The organism is Paraburkholderia sp. SECH2, from assembly GCF_030464795.1.
GTDB classification, from domain to species: domain Bacteria; phylum Pseudomonadota; class Gammaproteobacteria; order Burkholderiales; family Burkholderiaceae; genus Paraburkholderia; species Paraburkholderia aspalathi.
On sequence record NZ_JALPRH010000030.1, the window covers coordinates 35414 to 51780 of the forward strand.

15 protein-coding genes and 1 pseudogene are annotated in these 16367 nt (G+C 60.4%); 5 read left to right on the forward strand and 11 right to left on the reverse strand.

The features are described 5' to 3' along the window. Positions 1-5 precede the first annotated feature (5 nt). The 5 genes and pseudogenes from M0D66_RS32750 to M0D66_RS32770 all read left to right on the forward strand — a co-directional run. Positions 6-917 carry a hypothetical protein gene (locus M0D66_RS32750; protein ID WP_200617647.1) on the forward strand — a complete coding sequence of 304 codons (912 nt, stop codon included), beginning with the start codon at positions 6-8 and terminating at the stop codon, positions 915-917. A 68-nt stretch (positions 918-985) separates the two neighbouring features. Then, on the forward strand, positions 986-2344 hold the full coding sequence (gene dctA / locus M0D66_RS32755) for a C4-dicarboxylate transporter DctA (protein WP_266212573.1): 1359 nt from the start codon (positions 986-988) through the stop codon (positions 2342-2344). A 171-nt stretch (positions 2345-2515) separates the two neighbouring features. After that, complete coding sequence (locus M0D66_RS32760) at positions 2516-3556, forward strand: porin (RefSeq protein ID WP_200653240.1); 1041 nt, start codon at positions 2516-2518, stop codon at positions 3554-3556. Positions 3557-3620: 64 nt separating this feature from the next. Further along, positions 3621-4646 (forward strand): amidohydrolase family protein, encoded by a 1026-nt coding sequence (locus M0D66_RS32765; protein ID WP_211705722.1) that lies wholly within the window; start codon positions 3621-3623, stop codon positions 4644-4646. Positions 4647-4715: 69 nt separating this feature from the next. Then, positions 4716-4832 (forward strand): annotated as a pseudogene (locus tag M0D66_RS32770) (4-carboxy-4-hydroxy-2-oxoadipate aldolase/oxaloacetate decarboxylase); the annotation flags it as partial. Between the two features lie 17 nt (positions 4833-4849). On the opposite strand, the gene M0D66_RS32775 reads toward M0D66_RS32770, so the two are convergent. From M0D66_RS32775 to M0D66_RS32825, 11 genes are all read right to left on the reverse strand, one after another. Next, positions 4850-6049 carry an MFS transporter gene (locus tag M0D66_RS32775; RefSeq protein WP_211705740.1) on the reverse strand — a complete coding sequence of 400 codons (1200 nt, stop codon included), beginning with the start codon at positions 6047-6049 and terminating at the stop codon, positions 4850-4852. A 43-nt stretch (positions 6050-6092) separates the two neighbouring features. Next, positions 6093-7004 (reverse strand): fumarylacetoacetate hydrolase family protein, encoded by a 912-nt coding sequence (locus M0D66_RS32780; protein ID WP_200617666.1) that lies wholly within the window; start codon positions 7002-7004, stop codon positions 6093-6095. Continuing rightward, a complete protein-coding gene (locus M0D66_RS32785; protein ID WP_211705723.1) occupies positions 7001-8782 on the reverse strand; it encodes a thiamine pyrophosphate-binding protein in 1782 nt (593 codons plus the stop codon). The genes M0D66_RS32780 and M0D66_RS32785 overlap by 4 nt, the downstream gene beginning before the upstream one ends. A 16-nt stretch (positions 8783-8798) precedes the next feature. Continuing rightward, positions 8799-9842, reverse strand: a complete 1044-nt coding sequence (locus tag M0D66_RS32790; RefSeq protein WP_211705724.1) for a tripartite tricarboxylate transporter substrate binding protein — start codon at positions 9840-9842, stop codon at positions 8799-8801. 7 nt (positions 9843-9849) lie between these two features. Then, positions 9850-10743: an ABC transporter substrate-binding protein gene (locus M0D66_RS32795; RefSeq protein WP_211705725.1), complete on the reverse strand. Its 894-nt coding sequence runs from the start codon at positions 10741-10743 to the stop codon at positions 9850-9852. A gap of 11 nt (positions 10744-10754) precedes the next feature. Continuing rightward, positions 10755-11606: an amidohydrolase gene (locus tag M0D66_RS32800; RefSeq protein ID WP_200617681.1), complete on the reverse strand. Its 852-nt coding sequence runs from the start codon at positions 11604-11606 to the stop codon at positions 10755-10757. Positions 11607-11743: 137 nt separating this feature from the next. Continuing rightward, on the reverse strand, positions 11744-11899 hold the full coding sequence (locus M0D66_RS32805) for a hypothetical protein (protein WP_200617684.1): 156 nt from the start codon (positions 11897-11899) through the stop codon (positions 11744-11746). Between the two features lie 271 nt (positions 11900-12170). After that, positions 12171-13151, reverse strand: a complete 981-nt coding sequence (locus tag M0D66_RS32810) for a LysR substrate-binding domain-containing protein (RefSeq protein WP_200617693.1) — start codon at positions 13149-13151, stop codon at positions 12171-12173. A gap of 39 nt (positions 13152-13190) precedes the next feature. After that, positions 13191-14804, reverse strand: a complete 1614-nt coding sequence (locus M0D66_RS32815) for a tripartite tricarboxylate transporter permease (protein ID WP_200617708.1) — start codon at positions 14802-14804, stop codon at positions 13191-13193. A 3-nt stretch (positions 14805-14807) separates the two neighbouring features. After that, positions 14808-15281, reverse strand: a complete 474-nt coding sequence (locus tag M0D66_RS32820) for a tripartite tricarboxylate transporter TctB family protein (RefSeq protein WP_211705741.1) — start codon at positions 15279-15281, stop codon at positions 14808-14810. 99 nt (positions 15282-15380) lie between these two features. After that, positions 15381-16367, reverse strand: coding sequence for an aldo/keto reductase (locus M0D66_RS32825; protein WP_200617709.1), 987 nt, complete (start codon positions 16365-16367; stop codon positions 15381-15383).

Below are 16367 nucleotides of genomic sequence, written 5' to 3' on the forward strand. Positions count from 1 at the left end.
AGATCGTGAGCATCTCTACGCAACCGCTGCGCCTGAAGACTGCGTTGAAAACCTATCCGCACACGCAGGCGCTGAAGGCTGGCGAACTGACCGACCCCGCCGTCGAATTCGTGTTTGAGGACGTCGAACCGATTCACCGCGCGTTCGCACCGATGGCGCGCCGTCAGGTGTACGACGTCAGCGAAATGGCGATCGTCACGTATTTGCAGGCAAAAGCCTACGGCAAGCCGGTTGTGCTGCTGCCCACGGTCGTGGCCGCGCGCTTCCAGCAGGGCTGCATTATTTACAATGCCCAGCGTGGCAAACTCGATACTGGCAGTCTCCCGGGAAAGAAAGTCGGCGTACGGGCCTACTCGCAGACCACCGGCATGTGGGTGCGCGCCATTCTGGCGCAAACCTACGGCGTGCCGCTCGATCAGATCGAATGGATCACGGTCGAAGGCGCGCATCTTGAGGAGTATCGCGATCCGCCTTTCGTGCACCGCGCCGAACCCGGCAAGCAGCTGTTGCCGATGCTTCGCGCGGGCGAACTCGATGCCGCCATCCTCGGCAACGATTTGCCTGACGAGCAAGGGCTCGAACCACTGATCGACGACGCGGCCGCCGCCGACCTTGCATGGTACGCCCTCCATCGATATGTTCCGATCAATCACGTCGTAGTGGTAACGAAGGCGCTGGCCGATACGCATCCGCAAGCCGTGCGCGCTGTGTATGACCTGCTGTGCCGCGGTAAGGCATCGGTCGCTGCGGGGAACGCCGGCAAGCCGGACAAGCTGCTGTTTGGCTACGACGCGCTCCGCGGTCCGCTTGAGGAAACGCTTGCGTTCTGCGAGCAGCAACAACTGCTGCCGCGCAAGCTGAGTGTCGACGAAATCTTCGCCGACAGTCTTGGCATTCTGGGCGACGCCGCGCGCTAACGTCGCAGCCGTTCATTTCACCATTTTTGAGCGGACCCGAGTTCGCCGCCGCTTGACAAGGAGACATCATGAGCTTGCCCGGCGAGTCCGCCGCCCCGAAACCCAAGGCGCGTCAGCCGCTCTACCGCGACCTGTCTTTTCAAGTGTTGGCCGGTATGGCACTGGGCGTCGCCACGGGCTACTTCTTCCCGAAGTTCGGCATCAATCTGCAGCCCGTCGGCGACGCCTTCATCCGCATCATCCAGATGCTGATTGGACCGATCATCTTCTGCACCGTGTGCAGCGGCATCGCGGGCGTCAACGACTTCAAGAAGGTTGGCCGCGTGGCGATCAAGGCGCTTTTCTATTTTGAAGTGGTGACCTCGCTCGCACTGGTGCTGGGCCTCGTAGTCATCAACCTGCTCAAGCCCGGTGTCGGCATGAACGTGGACATGCACAGCGTGCACTCCGCCGCCGTCGACGTGTACATCGCGAAAGCCCATCACGTCGTCACGACGAGCGAATTCCTGCTGAATGTGATTCCACACACAGCGATCAGCGCGTTCGCCGGCGGCGACGTGCTCCAGGTACTGTTCTTCTCGGTGCTGTTTGCATTCGGCCTCGCCGCAATCGGCGAGCGTGCACAACCGGTGTTGAATCTGATCGACGCGATGTCGGGCTCGCTCTTCTGGATCATCGGCCTGACGATGAAAATCGCGCCCCTCGCCGCGTTCGGAGCGATCGCCTTCACGGTCAGCAAGTTCGGCTTCGGTACGCTGATCTCGCTCGGCAAACTCGTACTCGAGTTCTATCTGACCTGCGCGCTCTTCATCATGCTGATTCTCTGGCCGATCGCGAAAGTCAACGGTTTCAGCCTGCTGCGCCTGATGCGCTACATCGGTGCGGAGTTGCTGCTCGTGATCGGCACGAGTTCGTCGGAGACAGTGTTCCCGCAACTGATCGACAAGCTCGAACGGCTCGGCTGCGAAAAATCGGTGGTGGGTCTGGTTCTGCCGACCGCGTACACGTTCAATCACGACGGCACATGCCTGTACTTCGCCGCAGCCGCTGTGTTTCTCGCCCAGGCCACCAACACGCCGATGAACTGGCACGACCAGCTGGTGCTGCTCGCCGTGTTGCTGCTCACGTCGAAGGGCGCGGCAGGCGTATCCGGCGCGGCGATTGCCGTGCTGGCAGCGACGCTCGCCGCGTCGAACACGATTCCGGTCGAATCGATCGCCCTGATTCTCGGCATCCACAAGGCGATGTCCAGCGCGTTCGTGTTCACCAACATTGTCGGCAATAGCGTGGCGACCATCGTGGTGGCGAACTGGGAAAAGGCACTCGACCGCGTCGCGCTGCGCCATGAACTGAAAACCGGCTTCAAACCGGCCGACCCGCCGCCCGCCCGTCTCAACCAGACTAGCAGCGGTCAGGCAAGCAACTAGCGACATGTGCTCCATAGCCGGCGGCGCGGACGAAAGACTGCCGCCGGCTCAGCCGGAAATCGATAAACGGAGTTGGAAACAGAAAAGTTTATTTAGTCATACGAATCATACGGCAAAGCTATACCATCGCCAGCCGTTCCACAAAATACGACATTAGATTGGAGACATGCTATGAAAAAAAAGGTTTGGAGAACCATTGGATTTGGACTGTCGGCCGCAGCCGGCACGCTGGGTGCAATGCCCGCATATGCGCAGTCGAGCGTCCAGCTATACGGTACGGTAGACGGCGGCGTCCGTTACCAAACGAATGCAGTAAAAGGCGGTGGCACGGTGGTGACGATGAATTCGAACGGCTACTACAGTTCGAACAAACTCGGCTTCCTCGGGAAGGAAGACCTGGGTGATGGCTGGAACGCGCACTTCCAGTTGGAGAACGGCTTCAATCTCGGCAACGGGCAGTTCGACAATACCACTGGCATTGAATTCAACCGGCAGGCGTTCGTCGGCATCGGAAATACGAAGTACGGATCGCTCGATCTCGGCCGCCAATACACGATCTCGCACGACATCATCAGTATCTACGATCCGTTCGGCTTCCATTTCACGCCGATCCTGCCGTTGACCACAGCCTCGGACGGCACGCGCAACAACAACGACGTCAAGTACAAGAACGTTTTCGGTCCGCTGCTGTTCGAAGTGGACAATTCGCTCGGCGGCGTCGCGGGCGATTTCAGCAGCGGAGCAACGCGCTCAGTCGGCATGAGTTATAGCGCGGGTCCGGTTAGCGTCGGTGGCGTGTATGGGCATCGCAACATACTGACCGGCACGGCCTACATCGGCGACAGCTATTACATGGCCGGCGCCGCCTACAAAATCGGTCCGGTCCGACTGTCGGGCGGCTTCATGTCCGAGGATTTGCAGAATCCGGCCGCACCACACCAGGTAACAAACAACGCCTTTGGCGGCATCTCGTGGACCGTCACGCCGGACGTGATTTTCGACGGCGGCTACTACCAGACCACCGTGTCGAACGACAAGGCCAGCCGCCGCGGCCTGTCGGTGATTTCGCTAGCCTATCTGCTGTCCAAGCGCACCACGCTCTACGGCGAAGTCGACTACACGTCGTACAAACACGCGGTGGTCAGCACGCTCAACCCGGCCGGCGCGTCCAGTCAGACCGCGGTCACCGTCGGCATCGACGTTCTGTTCTAGTACGTCAGATTCATACCCGGATGCGCGTAATCGATGCGCGCGCCGAACTTTCCAGGAGCCACCGATGATCATCGATATTCACGGACACTACACGACCGCGCCCAAAGCGCTGGAGACCTGGCGCAACCGCCAGATCGCCGCGCTCGGCCAGCCGTCGAGCAGCCCCAAGCCTTCCGAACTGAAGATCAGTGACGACGAACTGTGCGAATCGATCGAGACCAACCAGCTGCGCTTGATGCGCGAACGCGGGCTCGATCTCACGGTGTTCAGTCCACGCGCGAGCTTCATGGCGCATCACATCGGCGACTTCGACGTATCGAACACCTGGGCAGCAATCTGCAACGAGTTGTGCTATCGCGTGAGCCAGCTGTTTCCGCAGAATTTCATTCCGGCGGCGATGCTGCCGCAGAGTCCGGGTGTCGACACGGCGACGTGCATCGCCGAATTGGTGAAATGCGTCGAGCAGTATGGCAACGTCGCAATCAACCTGAATCCCGATCCTTCCGGTGGTCACTGGACGAGCCCTCCTCTGTCCGACCGCTACTGGTACCCGATCTACGAGAAGATGGTCGAATACGACATCCCCGCGATGATTCACGTGAGCACGAGCTGCAACGCGTGTTTCCATACGACCGGGGCGCACTACCTGAACGCGGATACGACGGCCTTCATGCAGTGCCTGACGTCTGACCTCTTTCATGATTTCCCCACGCTGCGTTTCGTGATTCCGCATGGCGGCGGCGCGGTTCCGTATCACTGGGGACGTTTCCGTGGTCTCGCGCAGGAGATGAAAAAACCGCCACTGGAGGACCATCTGCTCAACAACGTGTTCTTCGACACCTGCGTGTACCACCAACCCGGTATCAATCTGCTTACGGAAGTGATTCCCGTCGACAACATCTTGTTCGCGAGCGAGATGATCGGCGCGGTGCGCGGTATCGATCCGTACACGCAGCACTATTTCGACGACACGAAACGCTACATCGAAGCCGCTGATATGAACCCTGAGCAGCGTTTCAAGATTTACGAAGGTAACGCGCGCCGCATTTATCCGCGGCTGCATGCCGCGCTCACTGCGCAGGGACGTTGATCATGTATGAACTCGGAGTCGTTTATCGCAACTTCACGCGTGCGGGCTGATCGTCGATGCGGGTGTACGCGACGCGAGGCGAACGAAGCGCAGAAGCGCCCGAAGCTTGCCTCGGGCGTGCTGGGACTCGACATATATCAGATGCGCGAACCGCTGGAGAAGCCCGGCTTGCGCTATATCGACTGACGCCGCCCGCGCGACCCTCAGTGCAAGGTTTCACGTCTGGCGAGCGGCTTGAACAGGCGGCTCCATGCCACGCTGACGAGGATCGTCGCGCATCCACCGAATACCACCGAACCGATGACGCCGAACGCCGCGGCAGTCGCCCCGGATTCGAATTCGCCGAGCTGATTGCTCGCTCCGACGAAAAGGGTGTTCACAGCAGCGACACGGCCGCGCATGCGATCGGGCGTTTCCAGCTGGACCAGCGTCTGCCGCACGACTACGCTGATCGTGTCGGCACCGCCTGCGACCGCCAGCAAAGCCAGCGACACAGGAAACGAGCGTGAAAGCCCGAAGGCAACAATGCACGCACCATAAACGCCGACAGCGATCAGCAGCTTCTTGCCGACGCCACTGCTGATCGCACTCCGGGACAGCACGAGGCCCACGCAAAGTGCGCCCACCGCCGGCGCGGAGCGCAGCAAGCCCAAGCCTTGCGGACCGACATGCAGAATCTCTTTGGCATAGACGGGTAACAGCGCCGTGGCGCCGCCGAACAGGACCGCGAACAGGTCGAGCGAGACACCGCCGAGCAGAAGCGGGTTGCTCCAGACGAAGCGCAAGCCAGCGAGAAGCGTCTCAGCAGTGACAGGCTCGCGCGGTGGCGGAACATACTCGTAGCGTATGAATATGCACATCACGGCGCTCATGCAGAAGAGCGCGGCACAGGTCGCGTAGACGGCGTTGACGCCGATCGCGAAGAGCAAACCACCCAAGGCAGGGCCTGCGATCACGGACACCTGCTGACCGACGGTGCTGAGCGCCGTCGCCTGCGCTAGCAACGTCGGTGGAACGAGCATCGGCAACAGCGCTTGCTGCCCCGACATCTGGAATGGCCGGATCGCGCCGAGCATCAACGAGAGTCCGAGCAGCACATCGCGTGTCACGATATGCGTAACAGTCGAAACGGCCAGGAACGCGGCCACGGCGGCTTGAGCCGCGAGACAGAACGCAACGAGCCGGCCGCGATGCATGCGATCGGCGCAATGCCCGGCGACGAAGGTCGTGGCGAGCGCGGGAACGAACTGGAACAGTCCGACAAGGCCGAGATCCCACGCGCTGGACGTGAGGTCGTACATGTGCCAACCGATCGCGAGCATCAGCATCTGCTGGGCGGCGATGGAGCCGATGCGAGCCGACCAGAAACGCGTGAACGACGCGTGGCGCAGCAGCGCTCTCATGCTGCCCGCGACGCGAGCGAAGGCGACGTGTTGCATAGGGGCATCATGCGCGCCCCTGTTCCAGCGATTCGCGAGCGACGTCAGCGTCCCGCACGTTACCGGACACCAGCTCATCGACGACGATATTACGCAGCGTTCCGATGCGCGAAATCTCGACCTCGACGACATCGCGGGCTTTCATCCACAGAGGCGGATTGCGGTACGCGCCGACCCCGCCTGTCGTTCCGGTGATAATCACGTCGCCCGGCGACAGCGCGCAGAACGTCGAACAGTATTCGATCAGTTGCGGCACAGGGAAGATCAGATCGTCGGTGGTGGCCTGCTGCATGACCTCGCCATTCAGGCGTGTGGTGAGCGACAGCCGCGACGGATCCCCTACTTCGTCGGCTGTCACGAGCCACGGCCCGAATCCGCCGGTGCATGGAAAATTTTTCCCCGGTGTGAACTGCGACGTGTGACGCTGCCAGTCGCGAATGCTGCCGTCGTTGTAGCAGGAGTAGCCGGCGATCATGTCGAATGCGTCCGCCGCCTTGATATGGCGGCCATGCTTGCCGATCACCACGGCGAGTTCCCCTTCGAAGTCGAGTCGTTCCGATGCGAGTGGACGCACCATCGGCCCTTCATGAGCCGTCTGCGATTGGGCAAAACGCACGAACAGCATGGGCTTGTCCGGCACTTCGCGCCCGGTCTCTTTCACGTGAGACAGATAGTTGATGCCGACGCACAGGATCTTCTGCGGATCGGGGATTACTGGCAGCAGTTCGACATTCGTCCAGGCGAGTCTGTCGGTGGCGCTTGCAGCGTATTCTGCAAGCGCACCGAGCGAGCCCCGTTCGAGCGCTTCTCTTAGCGTCGCGCCAAGCTCGTGCGCAGCAGGCGCCGCGTCGACGATGCCATTCTCTGTGACGACACCATACGAGTCATATCCGAAAGTACGAAAACTGGCGAGTTTCATGTTGGGGCACGTCCTATGGAAACAGAGTCGGCTTTGGCGTGCTGCGCGCGCATCGCGCTGAACCGCTGATCGGGTGTCGCGACATCCGGATCGGTCACCAGTTCAAGCAACGCGGGACGTCCCGCCGACAACGCGCGTTCGAGCGCGGCGTCGAACTGGAATGTCGTCTCGACACGCTCCGCATACGCGCCAAACGATTCTGCAAATTTCACGAAGTCCGGATTGGTCAGTCCCGTTCCCGACTCCCGTCCGGGATAGTGCCGCTCCTGATGCATGCGTATCGTTCCGTATATGCCGTTGTTCACGACAATCACAATGACATTCGCCCGATAGCGGATGGCGGTCGCGAGTTCCTGCCCATACATCAGAAAGCAGCCGTCTCCGGCAAACGCGACCACCGGGCGATCGGGGTACGCGATCTTTGCCGCAATCGCCGCCGGTACGCCATAGCCCATCGCGCCACTGGTCGGCGCGAGCTGCGAGGTGAAGCCCCGATAGCGGTAGTAGCGATGCACCCACACCGTGTAATTGCCCGCGCCGTTCGTGATAATCGCGTCGTCGGGTAGCCGTTCGCTTAGCTTCTGTACGACCTGAGCCAAGTCGACCTTGTCGGCGCCCGGCGCTACGCGCGGCGTCGTATGCGCCAGATACTCGGCGCGCGCGTTTGCAAGCCATCGGTCGCGGCCGGCCACAGGAGGCAGACGCAACGCGGAGAGCGCCGCTGCGAACTCTGCCATGCCGGCCTGAATGGCGAGCTCAGCCTGATAGACACGACCTAGCTCTTCAGCGCCCGTGTGCACGTGGACGAGACATTGACGCAGCTTGGGCACATCGAACAGGCGATAGCCGCCCGTCGTCGATTCGCCCAGACGTGGCCCGATCGCCAACACCAGATCGGCGTTGCGGACACGCTCCGCGAGCCGCGGATTGATGCCCAGTCCGATATCGCCGACATAATTCTCGTGCCGGTGATCGTACAGCGCCTGGAAACGGAAGGCGACGGCAACGGGCAGTCCGTGATTGCGCGCGAAGGACGTAAGATCGTCGCGCGCCTGCTCCGTCCACGCTCCACCCCCAACGATCAGGAGCGGCCGCTCCGCGCGCACGAGCAACGCCTGCAAACACTCCATGTCCTGAGCGCGGGGCGCCGCGTGAACACCGGTGCGCAACGGCAAGTCATCAACCTGCGCCTGTTCGACCAGCATGTCCTCCGGTAGAGCCAGAACCACTGGGCCGGGCCGACCTGACATCGCGGTGCTGAACGCCCGTGCGACATATTCGGGGATACGCGCTGCGCTCTCGACCTCTGCCACCCATTTGCAGAGCGGGCCGAACATGCGCCGGTAGTCGATCTCCTGAAACGCCTCGCGCTCTTCGTGGCCACGCGCGACCTGCCCGACAAACAGGATCATCGGCGTGGAGTCCTGAAACGCGGTGTGCACACCGACACTCGCATGTGTCGCACCCGGGCCGCGCGTAACGAAGCAGACGCCCGGCCGGCCGGTCAACTTCCCGTATGCATCGGCCATGTTGGCCGCGGCGCCTTCGTGACGGCACACGATATTGCGCACGCTGGCCGTATCGTGCAACGCGTCGAGCACCGCAAGAAAGCTCTCGCCGGGCACACAGTAGATTGTGTCGACCTGTTGCGCGACGAGGGCATCAACCAGAATCCGCCCACCTCTGCGCGGCGTCGCCACGAGATTTGCTAGCGGAGCGTCGGCGCCGTTCGTGTTCGTGCTCGGCCGCGCCGCGGGTTCAACCTGCTGGATTGTCATCACTGTCTTCTCTCTGTCAGCGGCGCGGTATGCCCGCCTGCTGAATCACGTCCCGCCACTTCGCGGTATCGATCTGGACGAGGCGGGTCATCTGATCCGGTGTGCTCGCGCGGCCCTCGGCGCCGAGCATCAGCATCTTGCGTTTTACGTCCGGATCAGCAAGTGCGACCGCGGCTGCGGATGCGAGACGGCTCACGACTGCGTCGCTCGTCTTCACGGGAACGCTCAGCCCGCTCCACGACGTCGCATCGAAACCGGGGAAACCGCATTCTGCAAGCGTCGGCACTTGGGGCAAGCCTTTAAAGCGCGCAGGCGACGTCACCGCGAGTGCACGTATCGCGCCCGATGACACCTGACCAAGCACGGAAGGAATGACCTCCACCACGGCCTGCACGGAGCCACCCCGCAACGCCGATAGCACTTCACTCGTGGTTTCGAACGGCACGATCTGGATGTCAACGCCCGCCTTCATACGGAACAGCAACGCGACGAGATTCTGCGTGCTGCCGGCCGACACCGTCGCGATGTTCAGCTTTCCCGGATGGGTTTTCGCATCGGCGATCAGATCGGCAACACTCCGATACGATGCGTGGCCATCGACAAGAATCGCAGGAGTAAAGAACGAAACGGTCGATACGTGTCTGAAGTCGCTTATCCGGTAAGGCAGGCTGCGAAACAGCACGGACGAGATGTCCGCACCGTTGCCACTGAGGAATACCGTGTAGCCGTCTGGACGCGCATTCGCGACCATCGTCGCCGAGTTCACGAAGCCCGCGCCCGGACGGTTCAACACGATGACCGGCCTGTTGACGATCTGCATCAACTTCTGGGCGAACAAGCGCGTTGTCAGATCGCCGGCGCCCCCCGCCGCGAACGGCACCACGATCGTCACCGCATGCGAGGGATAATCGCTGCCGGCGTCTGCGGCACGCGCTCGAGGCGCAACGAAGATCGACTGGAAGCAGCAAGCGAGGAATAGCAGCGCCGCGACACGTACGCTGCGCCAACCCGTTGCCGAAAAGCGCGTGCGCGACGCGCTCAAAAGAGCGGAACCCGTCATCACCCGCTTATGCTCCCAGAACGCGCGTCGTGTCGTCGAACAGTTCGTCGACAGTCAGACGGCGGTCGATCAGCTTCTGATCGACGCAATAATCGATCGCCACCTCGATGTTGTGTCTGTTCGCTTCGAGTCCGAATGCCGGTTCGGTTTTGCCACCTTTTTCCGCCGCTACACGGCGACTTTCTTCCAGTAAACGGAACACTTCACATGCCGCTTCCGGATGGGTGTCCATCAGCGACTGCTTCGCGACGATCATGTGATTGATCTGGATTGCGTGATTGCGTTCGTGCCACGCCTTCGCTTCCGCAGCGGGATCGGGAAAGAGCGTCTTGATGCGCGGATCGTTCTTTGCACCGTCACCGATGATCGCCGCGTCGATCTGGCCGTCGAGCAGCATCTTTAGCAACTCCTTGTCATCAGGCGCGCGTTGGACATTGGGCGGATCGACGAACTCGGCGACGTGCGGCTCTTCGAACGTCGTCCACTTGACACTCGCAAGGTCAAGTCCAAAGTCGTTCTGCAGGATGCCGCGCACCCAGGTCGCGGTCGTGACCGAGTACGAGCGCATGCCGATGCGCTTGCCGTTGAGGTCATGCGGCGACAGAAGCCCGCGCTCCGCGTTATAGACGATGTACGGATGTTGGAAGCGGCCGATCATCACGGCCGGCAGCAGCACGAGTGGCTTGCCACGCGCTTTCGCCATCAGGAACGTGATGATCGCGAGTTCGGCTACGTCGAACTCAAGGTCGCGCACGACACGCTTGAAGGCGTTGTTCGGCCGCTGCACCTCGGCAAAATCCAGTTCCACGATTTCTGAGCGAACCGTACCGTCTTTCAGGGCCTCCGTGCTCGAATAGGTACCGAGCAGCATATGCAAGGGAATACGTGGCTTGGCGTTCACAAGCGACTCCATTATGCGAGGACCGGGTAGAGTTGGGAGGCGGTGCGATTGAAGATCCACTCCTTGTCTTCTTCCGGCAGCCATTCAATCGCCTGCATGTTGTCGGTGACGATCTGTTTCAGCGATCCAGGCGACGCCGGAAAATTCGAACCCCACGCAATGCGTTTCGCGCCGAACTCCTTGACGACACGCGGAAAAAAAGATTCCGGCGTCGCCTTGCCCGCGCGCGCGTGGCGAATGACCACGCTGCTCAGTTTCAGATAGATGTTTTCGTGCTTAGCGAGACTGAACAGCAGCTCGGCTTCCGCATACGGCGCGCCTTCTTCGAGGTTCGGGCTCAGCAGGTGATCGACTATGATGCGAACCGTCGGGAAGCGCTCGATCAGAACGTTGAGTTGCGGGATGCCCTGAATTCGCGCCTGCACGCACACCGGCAGATTCAGCTCAGCCGCGCATTCCCAGCCGGCAAACGAGCGCGGGTCAGCAAGCCAGTCGCCCTGCCCTTGCATCGTGCTGCCTGCTGTGAACAGACGCAGGCCCGTCATGCCACGCCCCACCCAATAACGGATCTTGCCGGCGGCATCCGGCGCAAGCATGTCGACCGAGCAGACGCCCGTGAAACGATCGGGATGAGCGGCGACCGCATCGGCGCAGTAAGAGTTGTCAAACCCGTAGCAAGTCGATGAATGCACGATCGCCGCTTTCGCTATGCCGGCTTCATCCATTGCGCCCAGCAATTGCTCGTAAGAGGTTGGACGCTCTTGCGACCAAACCGATTGCTTGCCGCCCAAAGGATCGCGCGGATACTTTTTCTCGTCGGTCGAGATGACGTGCGGATGGATGTCGAGAATTCTCGTCGGCATGTTGTGCTCTCCTGATCAAATTCTGGAAAAAAGCAATCCCCAGCCCCGGGCACGGGACCCTGCGGTCCGGCGCATCGGAAGTCAGAGATACGACTATCGGAAGGAAGGAAAAAAGTGCGCCGTTTTGCGGCGAGGGATTAGCGTCGCGTACTGCTCAGGTCGACAACGCCATAGATATCGTTCAGGACGATCAGATATTCAGGAAGATTGCGCGCGTACGTCTTTCCTGCATCCTTCGTCGCACGGCGGGTCGCTTTCGTCCAACGCAGCAGATTCATGATCCAGATACGCATGGTGTCTCCTGTCTTTGTCCTGTTTCGGCGCGATCCCGCGTCCGATTGGTTGACTACTGCCTGCCCCTCATGCGGGGGTTGAGTCGAGGCGGTGTCATCATCATCGTGCCGTCTGCTATTGCCGTCTATTGAAATAAAGGGTTAAGGCGTTAACCGGCGAGTTAACACGCAGCGGGCTTTCCGGTCGTTAGCGCATGGAGTCGTTTCCTGCGAGCAGCAGGCAGAGGTCCCGTTCGCCAGGAACGGGCGATGTCACGCTTACAACGATGCCTCATTCATCCGCGTCCACGGCAGGCAACGGGTCTGGCGCATCGGGCGAGACCATCCCTGGACACACTTTCTCCAGACAGCGCAGCAGAACGGTCGCACTCGGCGCAAGAGGCTTATCGGCGCGCCAGACAACACCGAGCGGTCGTGTCACGAGGCTCAGATCGAGTGGCAAAACGTGGATCGGGCTCATGTCTGCGTACGGATACAACATGTCCACCGTATGGAGCGCGATTGCGTCGTAGATCGTGATGTAGGCGCGAATGAGATGGGTCGACAGCGTTTCGATGTAATTCAACGGCATCGGCAAGCCGTGGCGCGCAAGCGTATTTTCAATTGGCTCGCGCAGCAATGATCCGGGCGGCGGCAGTATCCAGGGGAATCCTTTGAGGTCGCTCCATTCCAGCTTCTTTTTACCAGCCAACGGATGATTGGGTCCGGTCACGAGCTTGATTGGCGTGTCGAGCAGAACCTGCTCCTGCAAGCCTACCGTGTCCGACCGGTTCGGCAAGCGCCCAACTATCAGGTCGAGGTCGCCGCGGCGCAACTCCTGCAACAACGAAGTCATCCGTCCTTCGGAGATCGATACATTCGTGTACGGTGAATTCTGTTTGAGTAGCGCGAGTGCCTTCGGCATGATCGTGGAGATCAAGGTTGGTAGCGCGCCGACATGCACTTTGCCCGCACTGCCCGTTTGAAGCGCCTTGATCTCTTCGGCGGTCTGATTCAGATTGCTGAGTACGATACGTGCATGACGGACAACGCACTCGCCATAGGCAGTCGGCCGCAGGCCATTGACCGTGCGTTCGAAGAGCTTCACACCGAGCGCATTCTCGATCTCGCCTAGCGCTTTCGACACGGCTGGCACAGTAATGTACGAATTTGACGCAACCTGCCGCAGATTGCGAAAATCATTGACAGCCACGAGCAGGCGCAAATGGCGCGCCTTCAGGTTGACCGTCAGATACCAGTCCAGTTGACTCATCGTATCTCCGGGTTCGTGCCAGCACGAACCGTTTGCACGCTATTTGTCGTGGCCGCGTCCTGCCGGAGCGGCAATCGGACGATCCCGATAGGCCGCCCGCTCACTGTGCTGCGATTCATCCATCGTCGGCGGACGCGGTAGTGTTTCGGCACTGCGCTTGCCGCCGACCCGACCGCGCAATGCAAACCAGGCTTGCATAAGCAACAGCAGCAGCGAGACGGCCAGAAACGCCGCACTGATGGGCTGATCGATGAAAATGCCGAGACTACCGTGCGATAGCAGCAGCGCGCGGCGGAAATTCTGTTCGACCATCGGTCCCAAAACGTAGCCGAGCATGATCGGCGCGATAGGGAATCGCAGCACAACGAAGACAGCTCCCATCAGACCGAACACCAGTACTTCACCCACTTCGAACAGCATGTTGTTAGTACTGTAAACGCCTACGGTAATAAAGAATAGCGCAGCTGGGAAAAGGTAGCGATACGGCACCCGCAGCACACGCACCCATACCTGGATCAGCGGCACATTGAGCAATATCAGCAGCACGTTGCCAATCCAGAAACTCGCAATCAGGCCCCAGAATATGTCCGGATGGTCACCGAGCAGTTGCGGTCCCGGCTGGATACCCTGAATGAGCAATGCGCCAAGCAGCAGCGCCATCACTGGATCGCCGGGAATGCCAAGACTCATGGTCGGGATGAAATCGATTTGCGTCTTCGCATGAGATGAGGCTTCTGGACTTGCGACGCCTTCGATAGCGCCGTGGCCGAAACGCTCGGGCTGCTTTGAGATTTTCTTCTCGAGTGCGTACGCAATGAAGGTGGTGATGGTGGGTCCGGTACCGGGCATCGCGCCGAACAGCGTTCCTACCGATGTGCCGCGCACGATGGGCCAGAATGCCTGGCGCAATTCAGCCGCACTCGGGCGCATGTCTCGCATGCGCAGCTTCATTCCCGTTCCGACCACTTGCATACGGTTCACATTGCGCAGGAACTCCGCAACGCCGAACAGACCCAGCGCAAGCGCGACGAGTTGAATACCGTCTGCAAGCTCCGTGAAACCAAACGTGAAGCGCACGGTTCCCGACGTTGAATCTGCGCCGACCACGCCAAGAAGGAGACCAACGACCGTCATTGCGACCCCCTTTACACGAGAGCCACTCGACATCGTGCCACCAGCGATCAATCCCAGCAGCATGATGGAAAACAGCTCGGGCGGACCAAACTTGAACGCAACGCTCACAAGTAGCGGTGACGCGAACACCATCACGACGATACCGAATGATGCCGCTGCGAACGACGCGACCATCGTGATGCCGAGCGCTGTACCGCCTTTGCCCTGGCGTGTCAGTGGATAGCCATCCAGACAGGTCACTGCATGGGGCGGATGACACGGGAGATTCAACAGGATCGCGCCAATCGCACCACCGTACTGCGATCCGTAAAAGATGCCCGCAAGCATCAGGATTGCCGGCACGGCGTGCATCGAATAGGTAAGCGGAAGCAGGATGGAAATGGCGGAGAGCGGCCCCATGCCCGGCAGCACACCAATCAGATTGCCGACTAATACACCGACGAACGACCAGATGAAATTATGCGGCTCGAACGCCACGCCGAAACCCTGCCACAAAGCGGCAAGAGATTGCCCGATCATGCGTCACCCCCACGTAAACAATGGAAACTGCAGCTGCAACGCCCACCAGAACACCACAACACAGACAATCGACATCGCGACTGCCAGCAGCAGCGCGTTCAACCACGAGTTGTCCCGGTCACCCAGCGCCGAGATAAATACGACAGCAAAGGTCGCAGGCAGAAGGCCGCCATACTTTCCGAGTACAACGAACGCGACCACACTGCCGAGAATGCAGAACCAGCCGCGCCACTCTAACGACTTCTTCTCGTCTGTTGCGGCTTCGTGGGGCACGCGGTGCGCGGTAGCCGCGATCCAGGTTCCGAGCAGCACGAGAATCGCGCCAAGCGCGACTGGAAAGAAGCCGGAACCCATCGCGGTAAGCGAGCCGATCTTGTAGCTTGAACCTTGAACGATCGCGCCGAGACCGATCAGCATCATCAGTGCGCCGCCGTAATATTCGCGTGCGTGGGCGCCTCGCCATCGTCCTTTACTCATCGTGTTCATACAGATGCCTCCTCCCTGCGTGTGTCGCTATGCTGACGTTGCATCGGTGTCGGAACAGATCGATGTCGGTCGCAGTGGCAACCGGCCCCATCAACCAAATCCGGCAATCTCATGCGGCACATAGGGCGCCTGCAATGCGGCGATCTCGTCCTGTGAAAGCTGGACGTCGAGAGCCGCGACCGCATCTTGCAGATGTTGCAATTTCGAGGCACCGATGATTGGCGTCGTCACGCCACGCTTGTGCAGAAGCCATGCGAGTGCAACCCGCGCATGCGGCAGCCCGCGCGCGGCCGCTACGGCGCCGAGAGCGTCGACTACCTTGCGATCCTGCTCTTCGCTGGCCGAATAGATTTTTCTGGAGAACGCATCCGTGCGGTCGCGTACGGTGGCTGGCGTACTTTGCCACGGCCGCGTGAGCTTGCCGCGCGCGAGCGGACTCCAGGGCATGACCGCGATACCCTGGTCATTGCACAACCCGAGCATTTCGCGCTCTTCTTCCCGATACAGCAGGTTCAGATGATTCTGCATCGATACGAATCGAGTCCAACCGTTCAGACGTGCGACATACAACGCCTTACTGAACTGCCATGCGAACATCGACGATGCACCGAGATAGCGCACTTTGCCGGCTTTGACGACATCGTGAAGCGCCTCGAGGGTTTCTTCGATCGGCGTCGTGTTGTCCCATCGATGCATCTGGTAGAGGTCGATGTAATCCATACCGAGGCGCCGTAAGCTGGCATCGACCTCGGCCATGATTGCCTTGCGCGAGAGGCCGCGGCCATTGGGATCCCTGCGCATCGGCCAATAGACTTTCGTTGCGATGACAACTTCATCACGCTGCGCGTACTCGCGGATCATCTTGCCGAGGATCTGCTCACTGGTTCCGGCCGAATAACTGTTGGCGGTATCAAAGAAATTGATACCGGCCTCGAGCGCTGCCTGAAAAATAGGCCTGGCGCGCTCTTCGTCCAATGTCCACTCATGCGTGCCGGACTGCGGATCGCCGAAGCTCATGCATCCGAGACACAGACGCGACACCTGCAAACCCGTGTTGCCGAAATTGACATACTTCAT